The following is a 15,529-nucleotide window of genomic DNA, read 5'->3' on the forward strand; positions in this document are numbered from 1 at the left end:
TCATCTCTGCACCAAGAAGGAAGCCGCCGTGGCCTTTAATAACAGTCAGCGTTTTTATCCTGAAACCCGTATGCGTCGTATGCGTGCGAATGATTTCTCCCGTCGCCTGATGCGTGAAAACGTTCTTACACCAGATGATCTTATCTATCCGGTTTTTGTGATTGAAGGGCAGAATGAAACCGAGCAGGTTGCTTCTATGCCGGGTGTTGAGCGTATGAGCATTGACCTGTTGGTGAAAGAGGCCAAAGAGCTGGCGTCCCTGGGTGTACCTGCGATGGCACTGTTCCCGGTAACGCCGATGGATGCAAAAACTGAATTTGCAGAAGAATCCTACAACCCAGATGGCTTGGCACAGCGTGCAGTGAAAGCGATCAAGGATGCCTGTCCAGAGATGGGCATTATGACCGATGTGGCACTAGACCCGTTCACCACCCATGGTCAGGACGGCATCATCAACGAAGAGGGTTATGTATTAAATGACCGTACCGTTGATACGCTGATCAAACAGGCGCTGTCTCACGCGGAAGCGGGTGCTGATATTGTTGCGCCAAGTGACATGATGGATGGGCGTATTAGCGGTATCCGTGATGAGCTGGAAAGCAATGGTTTTGTGAATACGTTGATCATGGCGTACTCAGCCAAGTATGCAAGTGCTTACTATGGTCCGTTCCGTGATGCAGTAGGTTCTGCTGCTAATATTGGTAAGGGCAACAAGTTCAGTTATCAGATGGACCCGGCAAATAGTGATGAAGCTTTGCATGAGGTTTCACTCGATCTGGCAGAAGGCGCAGACATGGTAATGGTCAAACCAGGTATGCCATATCTGGATATTGTGCGCCGAGTAAAAGATGAATTGAAAGCACCCACTTACGTGTATCAGGTAAGTGGTGAGTATGCGATGCATGTGGCAGCTTTCCAGAACGGTTGGCTGGATGAGCAGAGTGTGACACTGGAATCCCTGCTTGCCTTCAAACGTGCAGGCGCAGATGGGGTACTAACCTACTTTGCTAAACGTGTAGCGCAGTGGATGAATGACTAATTTTATCTCTTGTTTATTGGCCTAATGTAGTTCTTGAGTTTTATTTGGGGATAGATGTTGTAGGAGGCCACCCCGTGGCCGATGTTCTCGCTCACAGGGTGAGCTCCTACAATGACCTCTCTGCGTAAATGAACGGCATTGTGTAGTGGATGAGATTTGCAGGAATTAAGGAAAGAGGCGAACCAGTATGGTTGATACGATAGAGCAAAGCGAAGCAGCCGCGGCGTTGTTAGAAAGTCGTGAGAGTGTTGCAATCACCGAGCAGGAAGTTGAGGAAACGCCGGTTGATCTAAAAGCGCCCGAGCTTTATATCAACCGTGAACTGAGTCACCTGCAGTTTAATATTCGTGTTCTTGAACAGGCATTGGATGAAGGCCATCCTTTGCTTGAGCGCCTGATGTTTTTGCTGATCTTCTCCAGCAATTTGGATGAGTTCTTCGAGATCCGTGTTGCCGAACAGATGACCCAGTTGAAGTATGGTCGTGAGGCGGTAGGTCCAGATGCGATGCATCCGCGTACCGTTCTGGAGCGTATCAGCGAGATCTGCCACCTGACGGTTGATCGTCAGTACAAGATCCTCAACGAGACTATCTTTCCAGAGCTGGAAAAAGAGAATATTCATTTTATTCGTCGTCGCCTCTGGACTGAAGAACAGCGTGAATGGATCGGTACCTACTTTAATGAGAAGGTTGTCCCGGTTATCAGCCCAGTTGGTCTTGACCCGTCACATCCATTTCCACGCCTGGTTAACAAGAGTCTTAACTTTATTGTTGAGCTGGATGGTAAGGACGCCTTCGGCCGTGAAACCGGTATGGCGATCATACCTGCACCACGTTCACTACCTCGTCTTATTCGCTTGCCTGACGAGTTGTGTAATCCGGGTGATAACCTGATCTTCCTCTCTTCCATCATCCACGAATTCGCCGATGAGCTGTTCCCTGGTATGACGGTTAAAGGTTGTTACCAATTCCGTATCACGCGTAATGCGGATATGACCTTTGATGTGGAAGAGGTTGAGGATCTGGCAAATACCCTGCGTGGTGAACTGCATTCTCGCAAATACGGTGATGCGGTGCGTTTGGAAGTGGATCAGCGTACCCCTGAAGAGTTGATCGAGTTCCTACAGAAAGAGTACAAGCTGGATGAGTCGCAAACATATCGTGTAGATGGCCCGGTAAACCTGACTCGTCTAATGGCGGTACGTGATCTGGTTGAGCGTAATGAACTGCGCTGGAAGCCATTCTCTCCTGGGATCCCAGGTAAGCTTAAAGGCGATAATGTTTTTGAGGCTCTTAAACAGGGCGATCAGCTGTTACTGCACCCATTCCAGTCTTTTATCCCTGTGGTTGATCTGTTGCGTCAGGCTGCAAAAGATCCAGATGTGGTGGCGATCAAACAGACTCTTTACCGTACCGGTGTTAAATCCGACATCGTTAACGCGTTGGTGGAAGCCGCGCGGAGTGGTAAAGAGGTAACGGTTGTTATCGAACTACGTGCCCGCTTTGATGAAGAGAGTAACCTGCATCTGGCATCCCGTCTGCAGGAAGCAGGTTGCTTGGTTGTATACGGAGTGGTGGGTTACAAGTGTCACGCCAAAGCGATGTTGATCGTGCGTGAAGAGGGTAACCGACTGGTACGTTACTCTCATCTGGGTACAGGTAACTACCATTCTGGTACTGCCCGTCTCTACTCTGATTACAGCTTCCTAACAGCGGATCAGGATGTGGGTGAAGATGTACACAAGGTTTTCCAGCAGCTGACAGGTATGGGTAAGATCCAGAAGCTGAAAAAGCTGTATAACGCACCATTTACCCTGCACGCGAAGATGATTGAACTGATTCGTCGTGAAGCTCGCTTGGCTAAATCAGGTAAACCTGGGCATATCATGGTTAAGGTAAATGGCCTGACTGAGCCTAAGATGATCCGTGCTTTATATGAAGCAGCAGCGGCAGGCGTAAAAGTAGAGCTGATCATCCGTGGTATGTGCCGTATTCGTCCGGGTATTGAAGGGCTTTCTGAAAACATCCATGTACGTTCCATCATTGGTCGTTTCTTAGAACATACCCGTGTGTATTACTTTGGAAATAATGGCAAGCCTGATGTGTTCTGCGCCAGCGCAGACTGGATGGAACGTAACATGCTCAACCGTGTTGAAACTGGCTTCCAGGTATTTGGTAAACATGCTGAACGTTTAAAGCGTGAGTTGGATTACTACATGCAGGACAACTGTCAGAGCTGGGAGCTTCAAGCTGATGGCAGCTATGTTCAAAACCAACCAGGTGAGGACGAAGAACTCTTCTCTGCTCAGCAGGCGTTGTTGGAAGAGTTTGCGAAGTAAAATTTATCTGTTGGAGCGATGTCCTCATCGCGATTAGAAGGTAATCAAATCGCGATGAGGACATCGCCCAACAAGCAGCACAAGGATGTGCATATGCGAAAATGGAAGACCTCTGCCCTGCGTAAAGGGCGTTATAGTCAGCCTAACCAGATATATCATCTGGTTTTGACAACATATCAGCGACAGCCTTTCTTTAGGGATTATCTGCTAGCAAGGCATGCGGTGATCTCACTTCGAATGTCTCAGAAGTCAGTTACAACTTTGGCTTTTGTCGTGATGCCTGATCATATCCATTGGCTAATACAGCTAGGGGAAGGGATCTCCTTATCTTCGGCAGTGAAAATGCTAAAAGCTTTGATTAGTCGCAAACAGGGAGGCAAGGTTTGGCAGCAAGGTTTCTATGACCATGCAGTGCGACAGGAAGAGGATCTGGTTGATATCGCCCGCTATATTATTCTTAATCCGGTTCGGGCTGGACTTTGTCGCACGGTAAGGGAATATCCGTGGTGGGATTCAATTTATTTGGAATAATACTTGTTGGTGTTGGAGCGGTGTCCTCACCGCGATAAGTTGATTCCCCAAATTTCAGAAAGTACGTCAATCGGCGTGAGGACACGCCTCCAACAAGTCTGTATACCCCTCCTTAAATCCGGGATAGATAAACTCATAACCGCTCTCTTTAAGGCGTTCATTGCTGCAACGTTTACTTCCTGCTCTACGTGAGGCCGTTTCTGTTTTTATCTCTGTTTGCATCTGTTTAGCCATCCAATGGGTAACCTCATACATAGTGGCTGGCGTATCATCGGTGGCGAGATAAAGGGCTTTAATATCCTCTTTGTTGAACACCTTGTTGATCAGATGATTCAGTACTCCAGCGCAATCATCTCGATGAATTCGGTTACTGTACTGGTCCGGATTTTTAGGCGCTACATCACCTCGTTTTACGCGGTTCAATAGGTGATTCCTGCCAGGCCCATAGATACCTGTGAAGCGAACAACGGTCGATGGGATCTCTGCCATCTGAACTGCCTGCTCTGCTTGCAGCATAATCTGACCACTAAATGTACCTGGGTGGCAGGGGCTTTCTTCGTCTACCCAGCTACTGTCATTTTGATGGTAGACACCGGAACTGGAGGTGAAGAACAGGTGGCTTGGTTTCTGAACTAATGCGTTAAGAGTATTGTTGAGACCGTCAACATAGGCCCGTTGATAACCTTCAGGTGTATGTTCCGAAGCGGCTGCAGAATAGACAATAATATCAAACTGATAATTTTGCAGTTTTGCTTTAAGATCATCTAATTGCGTCAGATCAGCGCTTATACCTTGGATGCCGCTCGGTAGCTGGTTTATATTACGACGCAGGCCAAATACTTTATGACCCTGTTGCAGTAACTGCTCACCCAGTTTGCTGCCGACATCGCCGCAACCTACGATCAAGATGGTGTGTTGTTGCATAAAGTCTTTCATAACTGCTCCGGTCAGAATCTGAGTGGCATAATAGCAGAGGATAAACCTGCATGACCTTAACGGAACTGCGTTACATCGTTACCCTGGCTCGTGAACAACATTTTGGTCATGCGGCTGAGAAATGTTTTGTCAGCCAGCCTACTCTTTCTATTGCAGTAAAAAAACTGGAAGAGGAGCTGGGTGTCGCTTTATTTGAACGCAGTAAAAATGCGGTTCGGGTAACGCCTGTTGGTGAAAAAGTAGTGCAGCAGGCTCAGCGGGTGTTGGAGCAGGCGGATACAATCAAAGATCTGGCTCATGAAGGCAAAGATCAGTTGAAGAGCCCTCTACGTGTTGGTGCAATATTTACGATTGGTCCCTATATCTTTCCTCATCTTGTCTCTGAAGTTCAGCGGTTGGCACCAGAGATGCCGCTCTATATTGAAGAGAACTTTACTGAGAGTCTGCGTGTGAAAATCCGTAATGGTGAACTGGATGCGGTGATTCTCGCGCTACCATTCCATGAGCCGGATATTTTGACCCGCCCGCTTTACGATGAAGCATTCGAAATGCTACTGCCGAAAGGGCATGCCTGGACATCAAAGAAAGAGATCAATGGTGAGGAACTTCCAGATACTCAGTTGTTGTTGCTGGGTGAAGGACACTGTTTCCGTGATCAGGTTCTGGAATCATGGCCGACTCTGAATCAGGCGTTGCACGATCAGCAATCCATTACCGAGGGTAGTTCGCTGGAAACGATACGTATGATGGTTGGATCGGGTTTGGGGTGTTCCGTTCTACCTCAATCAGCTGTTTATGGACCGTGCCATTCGGATATGGTGGAAACACGTCCATTCCAAGAGCCCGTTCCTAACAGAACCGTGGGTGTTGCTTGGCGAGCCAGTTTCCCGCGCCCGCAAGCGATAGATGTGCTTGTGGAAGCGATCAGTAGTTTTGATCCGGCGAACCATCGATGACAGCAACTCTGGCCGATATTCCGGTTAGTGAACTGAAAGGGGTAGGTGCAGCCTTAGAGAAAAAGCTGCACAACCTCGGTATTCAGAACCTGCAAGACCTGCTTTTCCACCTGCCTCTCCGTTATCAGGACAGGACCCGGATTATACCTATCGGTTCTTTACGCCCGGGAGATGAATCCGTAATCGAAGGCGAGGTAAAAGTTGCGGATATCAGCAAAGGCCGCCGCCGAAGTTTACTGTGCCGAATTCAAGATGGAACCGGGACAATGACGTTGCGTTTCTTCCATTTTTCGGCCGCCCAGAAAAATAATCTAAAGCCGGGAATACGGATACGCTGTTTTGGTGAAACACGAACCGGTCCAAGTGGCTTGGAGATAGTCCATCCGGAATATAAACGTGTTGATAGTGATGATCTTGTTCCGGTCGAAGAGCACCTGACTCCCGTTTATCCGACAACTGAAGGCTTACATCAGGGGCGCTTAAGAGCGCTTACCGAACAAGCATTGGCTTATCTTAAGCGTGGTGCGCTTCAGGAACTGGTACCAGAAGCGCTACGTGAAAACTGGCAGTTCCCGGGCTTAGTTGATGCTGTTGCTTATCTACATCGCCCACCCGTCGATGCGGATCAACATCTGTTATTAGAAGGTTTACACCCGGCGCAACGTCGTCTGGCCTTTGAAGAGCTGTTAGCGCATCACCTTTCTTTATTAAAACTACGCCAGAAAACTCGAAAAAAAGGTGCTCCTGAATTGTCGGGCAGCGGTGAGCTAAAACAGCAATTTCTAGATCAACTTCCTTTCCCGCTTACTGGAGCACAGCAACGAGTCAGTGAAGAGGTGTCTCAAGATTTGGCGCTGGCTTTTCCAATGCTACGTTTGGTTCAAGGTGATGTGGGTTCTGGTAAAACTGTGGTGGCTGCGTTGGCTGCGATTCAGTCGGTAGAGAGTGGTTTACAGGCCGCAGTCATGGCGCCAACAGAGATTCTGGCTGAGCAGCATTTTATTAACTTCACGAACTGGCTTGAACCCCTCGGCGTTAAAGTTGCCTGGTTGGCTGGAAAACTCAAAGGCAAGCAACGTCAGGCCCAATTGGAAGCTATTCGTTCAGGTGAAGCTCGTGTTGTGGTGGGTACACACGCTCTGTTTCAGGAAGAGGTCGTGTTTTCTGATCTGGGGTTAGTGGTCATTGATGAGCAGCACCGCTTTGGTGTTCATCAGCGTCTCTCTCTACGTGAAAAAGGGCGCAACGGTGAGCTGGCACCGCATCAGTTGATTATGACGGCAACACCTATTCCTCGAACTCTGACGATGAGTGCCTACGCAGACCTGGATTGCTCGATTATTGATGAGCTTCCTCCTGGCAGAACACCCGTGAATACAGTGGTTATAGCTGATAGCCGTCGTGAAGAGGTAATGCAACGTGTTCGCAGTGCCTGTGCTGAGAAACGGCAGGTATACTGGGTCTGTACCTTGATTGAAGAATCTGAGGCGTTGCAGTGCCAAGCGGCAGAAGTTACAGCAGAAGAGCTAAAGCAGGCACTGCCTGAGTTGCGTGTAGGCTTGGTGCATGGTCGCATGAAACCAGCGGAAAAAGCCGAGATTATGCAGCAGTTTAAATCCGCTGAGCTGGACCTTCTGGTAGCCACTACTGTGATCGAAGTGGGTGTGGATGTCCCCAATGCCAGTGTGATGATTATTGAAAACCCGGAACGTCTTGGCTTGGCACAATTACATCAGTTGCGTGGTCGTGTTGGGCGAGGTTCTGTTGAGAGTTTTTGTGTGCTGATGTATCACGCTCCTCTATCCAATCAGGGGCGCGAGCGCCTAACAGTGATGCGGGAAACGACCGATGGTTTCCGTATCGCCGAGAAAGATCTAGAGCTACGTGGACCGGGTGAAGTTTTGGGCACAAGGCAAACCGGTGTAATGCAGTTTAAAATGGCAGATCTGCAGCGCGATTCTGATCTGCTCACCCGAGTGAAGACGGTGGCAGGGCAGATGGAACAGTGGCCCGATCATGCTGAATCTCTGGTACAACGATGGTTGGGCCGTGGTGAAGATTACGGCAATGTGTAAGTTATTAAGTGAGCTTGAAATTGATTAAACCGATTCAACCAACTGGACAACAACTGGAAATTATCCGTCAGCAACTGGGTCGTGAGCCTGTTGGTCTTGCGGGTATCGCCGTACAGAATAAACAGGGGGTGCCTTTGGTATTACAGATGCAGCCCTTAGTTAATGATAAGCCGTTTCCAACACTTTATTGGCTTTCCAGTAAGGATGTCTACCAGGCGATTGCTGAGATTGAAACTGCTGGTGGTGTTAAACAGCTTGAGAAAGAGTTGGAAGAGGATGAAGAGTTTCGCGAAGCTCATCTGGCAGATCAGCAACGTTATGCAGATCTGCGCTGGTCCACAGTAACAGATGCACAGAAGGACCGGATAGAGGAGCTAGGTTTCACCCATCTCTACACGCAATATGGGATTGGTGGAATCTCCCAGTGGGACAAAATCCGTTGTTTACATATGCAGTATGCCTACCATCTGGCTGCAGGAAGTGCTGTAGGCCAAAAACTGGATGAAAAATATCAACTTAACTTGATTAACGCCAAGATTTAGCGCACTTTTTGAACAATTAGCGTCTAAACTTAAAAGATGTATTGCGTTTAAATTTGGCAGGGCCTGAGAAATATGAAGTTGCGATCGTTGTTATGCGTTTTAGTTGGTTTGTTCCTGACTGTATCTACAGTGCAGGCGGCAACAGAGTGTACAGCAGTTTTTCCCGATGGCCTTTCCAGCAATAACAGCGGCGGAGAGATTAAACTTAAGAGCAGTTCCCGAATTAATAACAGCCCTGATTCCATCCTTGATACCAAATCAATCAGTGGTAGTGGTAGTAATAGCTGCCCTCCATCCAGCTGTTCTGCCTCTGGTAATGCTGCAAGCTCTATCGACTACAACAGCTTTTCCGGAAATAGTGACTATGAGTTAGATGAAGGTGACAGCGAGACGTTAAGTCCTGGAAATTATAAAGAGGGGAAAATCAAAAAGAATGCCACACTGAGGCTTTCAGCGGGTGATTATACGTTCAAGGATGATTTTGAATTAGAAGAAGGTGCACGGATTATCATTAATTCTGGTCCAGTACGTATATTGGTCAAGAAGGATGTGAAAATTGAGAAAAATACCCAAGTAAATGTAGGTGGTAGCGCAGCTGATTTGCTGATCTATAGTCGGGACAAAATTGAAATAAAAGATGATGCTGAAGTTACCGCGTTTCTATACAGCAAAGATGATCTCAAAATCGAAGAAGATGCAGTAGTTAACGGAGCTGCAAGTGGTAAAAAGGTTGAACTGAAAGAAGATGCTACAGTCAATTTTCTAGCGGCAGAACAAGCTAAAGCCGATTTTGGTAATCTCTGTGAAGCTGGTGATGGCGGTGATGGCGGTGATGGTGGAAATAGCTGCCCACTGATTTTCCCTTCTTCACCTGTATCTAATTCCAGTTTAGGTCTTACTCCTTTAAGTGGTTCAGGTTCCGCTCTGAGTTATGGGAAGGAATCAGAGATCACCTTTAATGCTGATAATACCTATTTCTATACGTCGGGTTCCATTGGCAAAGAATCTGAAGTGGAAATTAGTGGTAGTGGCACGGTTCGCCTGCAATTTAGTGGTGACCTCGATATCGCAAAAGAAACTGAAATAAATGTGGATGGAAAGCCTGAAGATTTAATTATCTATGTTGGCGGTGACCTATATATTGCTAAAGAGTCCGAGGTTAATGCCATTATTTATGTTGCGGGTGATGCAACATTGGATAAAGAGTCTAAATTTGATGGTGCCTTTACCGTAGCTGGAAGCTTATCTCAGGGTAAGGATATAGATTTTGATTATGATGCAGGTGCGATAACTGATGCGAACTTTGCTGGTATGTGTGGTGGAAGCTCAGATACTACCCCGCCAGAGCTTTCTACTGTAACGGCCAGCTGTTCAGCTCTGACAACAGTTAATGTCTCCTTCTCTGAAGCAGTAGATAACGCCACTGCTTCTTCGACTGGAAATTATTCCTTAGTAAATACTGATACAAGCAGTTCAGTATCCATCTCTTCTGCTTCAGTCTCAGGTAGCACTGTAACCTTAATTACCGCAACTTTGGTCAGTGGTAATTACCAGTTGACGGTAAACAACGTTGAGGACAGCAGTGGCAATGTAATCGACAATAATTCACAAGCCAGCTTCTCTCTGGACTGTGATCTGCCTAATCCTCGATTGGAATACAGGTTTGATCAGTGTGATTTGAGCACAGGGGTTCCAGATAGCGCGAACAGCTATGATGGTACGGCTAATAATACTGAAAGCACAGATGAGCAGTATCTCATTAACCTTTCTCTAGACCTCACAGCAACAGATACGTCTGATTACGTTACCGTACCTAGAAGTGCGGTTAATGGCTTGAATGATTTCAGTATTTCCACCTGGATTAAGACCAATCAATCACCTTCACAACAGGAGATTTTCCAGGCGCTTGGCAGCAATGCGAATGATGATGAGATTGAGATATATCTGGTGGGTTCAAACCAGGTTCGAATGAATGTAGGTGATAGTGGTAATACGGTTAGTGCGGGGAAAACCTTAACGGATAATAATTGGCATCACCTGCTGATTACGCGTTCGGGCCGAGATATGTGCTTGTACGTAGATGGTAATCTGGCCAATTGCCATGATGATGGGGGTAACTCATCAGTGTCTATTGGTAACAGTTCCGGCGTGATTATTGGGCAAGAGCAGGATTCCTATGGTGGATCGTTTGATAGTAGTCAGTCATGGAAAGGCTATATCGACGAATTCAAAATTTATGGCTCTAAACTTGAAGAGTTCCATGCTGACCAGATTTACACAAATGAGGCGGCGGGCAGAAATGCAGATGGAACCACCCGATCCCCTGTCACTTGTGAAGCTCCTCCGCTACCAGATCCTCGTCTAGAGTATCGCTTTGACGAATGCACCTTGGTGGAGGGAATAACTGACAGTGTGGGCAGCTATGATGGCACTGCAAATAACACCGAGAGTACCGATGATCAGTACGTTATTAACCGCTCCCTCGATCTATCTGTAACAGATACTTCTGATTACGTGACTGTACCTATGGGGTCGGTTAATGGGTTGAATGATTTCAGTATCTCAACCTGGATTAAAACCAATACAAGCCCCTCTCAGCAGGAAATCTTCCAGGCGCTTGGAAGCAGTTCTGGTGATAATGAAATAGAGATCTATCTGATCGGTTCCGATGAAGTGCAAATGAATGTCGGTAATCAGGGCAATAAGGTTGATGCCGGGAAGTCTTTAACGGATAACAGTTGGCACCATCTGCTGATTACCCGTTCGGGTAATGATATGTGCCTCTATGTGGATGGAAGCCTGGCTAACTGCCATGACGATGGTAGCGGGTCGCAAATCTCAATCAATAACGGCTCTTCAGTCATCATTGGTCAGGAGCAAGACTCGTTTGGTGGCTCATTTGATAGCGGCCAGTCCTGGAAAGGTTATATTGATGAGTTCAAAATTTATGCTTCTGCTCTTGAAGCGGATCATGCCAGCCAGATTTATACGAATGAGCTTGCAGGGAAAAATGCCGACGATACTGATCGTGATCCAGTAACTTGCCTTGTTACCCTTCCTGATCCACTTGCTGAGTACCGAATGGATGAGACTTCCTGGGATGGTTCTGATGATGAGGTAGTTGACTCCGTTGGCTTATATCATGGTGAAGCGATCAATAGCTCTCCGGTTGAGGGAAAAATCTGTAATGCGGCCGATCTGAGTACTACCGGAACCTCTGACTATTTAAAATTAAACGGGAGTTTCTTCTCTAATCAGGGCGATTTTACAATCTCAACCTGGGTGAATACGTCTGATGCCACTAATCAAGCCCTAATATCTGGTGCTAATAGTGGGACCTCCAATGAACTTATTTTCTGGTTTGATAGCAGTACCAGTTTTAGGCCTCACCTGAATGATGGTGATGGGGGATCCATCAGTGCTTCAAATTTTGCCAATGGAAGCTGGCGGCATTTGGTTTGGACGCGGGAAGGAACCGAAAATTGCCTTTATATTGATAAGACTTTACAGGGCTGTAAAAGCTTAAACAGCACTAATATATCTATCGCATCTAATGGACTTATTATCGGCCAAGAACAAGATAACCTTGGCGGAGGGTTTGACGATGGGCAGGATTATCGTGGGCTGTTGGATGAGCTGATTTTCTTTGGAGAAGCGCTTTCCCAAAGTCAGGTAGAGTTGCTCTTTGATAATCAGGATGCAGGGTTGAACTATGATGGGACAAGTCGAGGCGACTGTGCGACTCAATCTATTAGCCCTGTTGCTGATTGGCGTTTTGATGAAGGTAGTTGGAGCGGGACAGATGATGTAATTGATTCCAGTGGTAACAATTATCATGGTACTGCGACAAATAGTTCACCAAGTAGTGATGCTCAGCTTTGTAATTCAGCTGATCTAAGTCTTGCCGGCAATACTGATTTTATCGCCCTAGATAAGGATGCAATGGATGGTTTAAAAGATTTCACTGTTATTGTTTGGGCTAAGACCTCATCTAACCAGGACTCCACGATTATCTCTGCAGCTTCCGGTAACTCGGGAGCTGCGACTAATGAGGCTGTTTGGTACTTTGATAACTCCGACCGGTTCTGGCCAACCATTACCGACTCCCCTTTTGACGAAGCAACCAGGATGAGTAGTACTTCAACGGTAAGAGATGGCAATTGGCATCAGTTAGCATGGACTCGCAAAGCAAATAGCTTACAAAGTTGTTTCTTTATTGATGGCGTTAGCCAGGGTTGTATCACTCATCCCGATTCAAATGACAGTGATCCTATTTCAGTTGCTACAGGTGGTCTTATCCTTGGGCAGGAGCAGGATTCAGTGGGTGGCGGGTTTGATAACTCACAGGATTGGGTGGGTAAGTTGGATGAACTGCTGATTTTTGATTCGGTACTCAGCCAGGCAGATATCAGCGATATTCGAACCAACATAATGAACTCCAATAACTGGGATGGCACGCCACGTATTTGTCAGTCATCTATCGATCATTACTCCATTAGCCATTCCGGTACAGGAGTAACCTGTCTGGCTGAGCAGGTAACCATCACTGCCCATGATAGTAACCACGACCCTATAGATGCTGGGGAAGCCACAATCACGCTTTCTACAGGAACCGGTAAAGGTGACTGGACAAGTATTATTAGTGGTGGAGGTTCTCTGGCTAATGGAGCTGCTGATGATGGAGCGGCTACCTATACCTTTGCTAGTGGTTCGTCTTCGGTTGTACTGGAATTTTTACATACCACAGAGGGCACATTTGGGTTTGGTGTTAGTGATGGTTCAACCACAGAAACGAGTGGTAGTGCCGATGCATCCGATGATCCAGATTTAACGATTGGTGGAGCGGTACTGAAGTTTGTTAATAGCGCAGGCACTCCACTTAATATTTCAACGCAGATATCGGCTAAAGATTCCACAGGGGTTTATTTAAAAGCTTTTGAAGCGGATGAAGCAGATCCAACCACCTGTAGTAGTCCGATTTCATCGACCAAGGCTGTTGGTTTTGCCGCGAGCTGTATCAACCCTAGTACTTGTGCATCTGGCCAGTCGTTTAGTGTGGAAGGAACTAACGTTAATCTGCACAACAATGGCGCATCATTGAGTTATACCAATGTAAATATCACATTTGATGCTAACTCTATGAGCAGCACTCCCGTTGATCTGAACTATAGCGATGCAGGGCAGGTTCGACTCAATATGTATTTGTCTGATCCTGTTATGAGTGGTCAGTCAAATGACTTTATCGTTAGGCCATTTGCTTTTGGTTTCCCATCTATTATGGCGGGTAGCACGAGTAATACTGCTGGTGATGAAGTAGGGGGTAATGGTTTTACTTCTGCGGGCAGCGACTTTGATATAACGATCAATGCTTACCTCTATCACAGTGATGATGATAGCAATGGAGATGGAATCCCTGATGCCGGTGCTGATGTAACCGATAACGGTGTGACTCCAAACTTTACCGGTACAGCCAACATTTCCATTGATGCGTATACTCCGGCTTCTGGCGTTGAGGGTAATTTAACTGGAGCGACTTCACCGTTACTGGATACTTACGCTAATCGTAGTGGCAATAATGTAACAGCGACTCTTCAGTACGATGAGGTAGGTAGTGTCAGCATTCTTGCTCAGATGAATGATTATCTGGGCGATACTGACGCTGATATTCAGAGTGTCTCAACCAAGATCGGTCGATTCTATCCAGACTATTTTGCTTTCTCTGATGATGCGGTGACCGCGAGTTGTTCTGTCTACACCTATATGCAACAGCCTTTCCCATCTATTGCTTACAGGTTGGAAGCAAGGGCTGCGAATGATCAGGTGACTGAGAACTATGATCTGTCTTTATACAGTAATACAGCTTCCTTTGAGCTGCTGGCAGAGGATAGTGATAACGGTGTTGATTTGAGTGGCAGAGTTAACACGTCCTCTTCATTGGCGGGGTGGTCTGCAGGTGTAGTTGATCGCACGTCGGGTTCTGCCTTGACTGATGTTATTTTCACTAGGTCAGGGGGCGCTGCTGGACTGGAAGATGGGCCATACACCCAATTGCAATTGGGTTTACGAGTAGACTCTGAACTTGATAACCGTGATTTTGCTGATGCTGATAGGGATATGAATGCAGCGACAGCCGGAAATTGTGGTAGTAGTTGCGATGCGGTTTCACTTGGCAGTGCACAGGAGCTAAGGTACGGGCGTTTATCAATTACATCCGCTCATGGGCCTGAAACAGAGGTCATTCCGGTGCCATTTGTAACTCAGTACTGGGATGGAAACGCTTTTGTCACTAACACTGACGACAGTTGTACCGTCTTGTCGAAAGCCAATATCATCTTTAATTCTGTATTATTAACGACAAGTATGGATGTGGACTTTGATACAGATGCAGATGTTGAAACGACCGGTTCATTCACTACAGAAACGGCTACGGATGTAACAGCGAGCAGTGGTGATTTTGGCTTGCTGTTTAGCGCACCAGGAATCGGTACTGGTGATGCAGACAATACTGGTTCATTCCCGGTAGATATCATTAACATCGATGCTTGGTTACGTTACGACTGGGATCAAGATGGTAGTGCCGATGATACAGAAGCCAGAGGGGCTTTGGTAACATTTGGCCGCGCGCGTGGTAATGACCGCATGATCTTCTGGCAGGAGCGGTATCGGTAAGTGTTTGTCATTCCAGCGAAGGCTGGAATCTATAAGGCTTAAGGATAAAAGCGCAGGAAATAAAAAAGCAGGCTTAATGCCTGCTTTTTTGTGTTCATTGTAAGCGTATAGCTTACTGACCTGTCAGCTGCTTGTATTTTTCCATCAGCTGAGCTTCAGTCTCTTCGTGATCTGGATCTTTAGGGATACAGTCTACCGGGCAAACCTCAACACACTGTGGCGTGTCGTAGTGGCCTACACACTCAGTACATTTAGATGGTTCGATCTCGTAGATCTCATCACCCGGAGAGATTGCCTCGTTAGGGCATTCCGGCTCACATACATCGCAGTTGATGCATTCGTCAGTAATGATTAATGCCATGGGTGGCTACCTCACTCATTAGTTTAAACAGTTACTGGCCCAGGTGCTCAGTCAGGGCCTTAGACACAGACGGATGTACAAA

Annotated in this window: 9 protein-coding genes; 7 read left to right on the forward strand and 2 right to left on the reverse strand. The window is 46.9% G+C overall.

The features are described from left to right. Positions 1-28: 28 nt before the first annotated feature. From hemB to GY843_RS20320, 3 genes are all read left to right on the forward strand, one after another. Positions 29-1,039 (forward strand): porphobilinogen synthase, encoded by a 1,011-nt coding sequence (gene hemB, locus GY843_RS20310; protein WP_297312460.1) that lies wholly within the window; start codon positions 29-31, stop codon positions 1,037-1,039. Positions 1,040-1,226: 187 nt separating this feature from the next. Then, entirely contained in the window at positions 1,227-3,377 is a 2,151-nt protein-coding gene (gene ppk1, locus GY843_RS20315; protein WP_297312448.1) for a polyphosphate kinase 1, read from the forward strand. A 93-nt stretch (positions 3,378-3,470) separates the two neighbouring features. Continuing rightward, positions 3,471-3,908, forward strand: coding sequence for a transposase (locus GY843_RS20320; RefSeq protein ID WP_297312450.1), 438 nt, complete (start codon positions 3,471-3,473; stop codon positions 3,906-3,908). Between the two features lie 66 nt (positions 3,909-3,974). Here GY843_RS20320 and GY843_RS20325 read toward each other — a convergent pair whose 3' ends face one another. Continuing rightward, positions 3,975-4,844 (reverse strand): SDR family oxidoreductase, encoded by an 870-nt coding sequence (locus GY843_RS20325; RefSeq protein ID WP_297312452.1) that lies wholly within the window; start codon positions 4,842-4,844, stop codon positions 3,975-3,977. Between the two features lie 50 nt (positions 4,845-4,894). On the opposite strand from GY843_RS20325, the gene GY843_RS20330 reads away from it, so the two are divergent. From GY843_RS20330 to GY843_RS20345, 4 genes are all read left to right on the forward strand, one after another. Then, positions 4,895-5,800 carry a hydrogen peroxide-inducible genes activator gene (locus GY843_RS20330; RefSeq protein WP_297312453.1) on the forward strand — a complete coding sequence of 302 codons (906 nt, stop codon included), beginning with the start codon at positions 4,895-4,897 and terminating at the stop codon, positions 5,798-5,800. Next, on the forward strand, positions 5,797-7,875 hold the full coding sequence (recG, locus tag GY843_RS20335) for an ATP-dependent DNA helicase RecG (protein ID WP_297312454.1): 2,079 nt from the start codon (positions 5,797-5,799) through the stop codon (positions 7,873-7,875). Before GY843_RS20330 ends, recG begins: the two co-directional genes overlap by 4 nt. A gap of 8 nt (positions 7,876-7,883) precedes the next feature. Then, positions 7,884-8,417, forward strand: a complete 534-nt coding sequence (locus tag GY843_RS20340) for a DUF501 domain-containing protein (protein ID WP_297312455.1) — start codon at positions 7,884-7,886, stop codon at positions 8,415-8,417. Positions 8,418-8,489: 72 nt separating this feature from the next. Next, on the forward strand, positions 8,490-15,086 hold the full coding sequence (locus GY843_RS20345) for a DUF6701 domain-containing protein (protein ID WP_297312456.1): 6,597 nt from the start codon (positions 8,490-8,492) through the stop codon (positions 15,084-15,086). Positions 15,087-15,198: 112 nt separating this feature from the next. On the opposite strand, the gene GY843_RS20350 is transcribed toward GY843_RS20345, so the two are convergent. Continuing rightward, positions 15,199-15,447, reverse strand: a complete 249-nt coding sequence (locus tag GY843_RS20350) for a YfhL family 4Fe-4S dicluster ferredoxin (protein WP_286240887.1) — start codon at positions 15,445-15,447, stop codon at positions 15,199-15,201. Between the last annotated feature and the right edge of the window lie 82 nt (positions 15,448-15,529).

This window comes from Neptuniibacter sp. (assembly GCF_024231755.1).
Classification (GTDB): Bacteria; Pseudomonadota; Gammaproteobacteria; order Pseudomonadales; family Balneatricaceae; genus Neptuniibacter.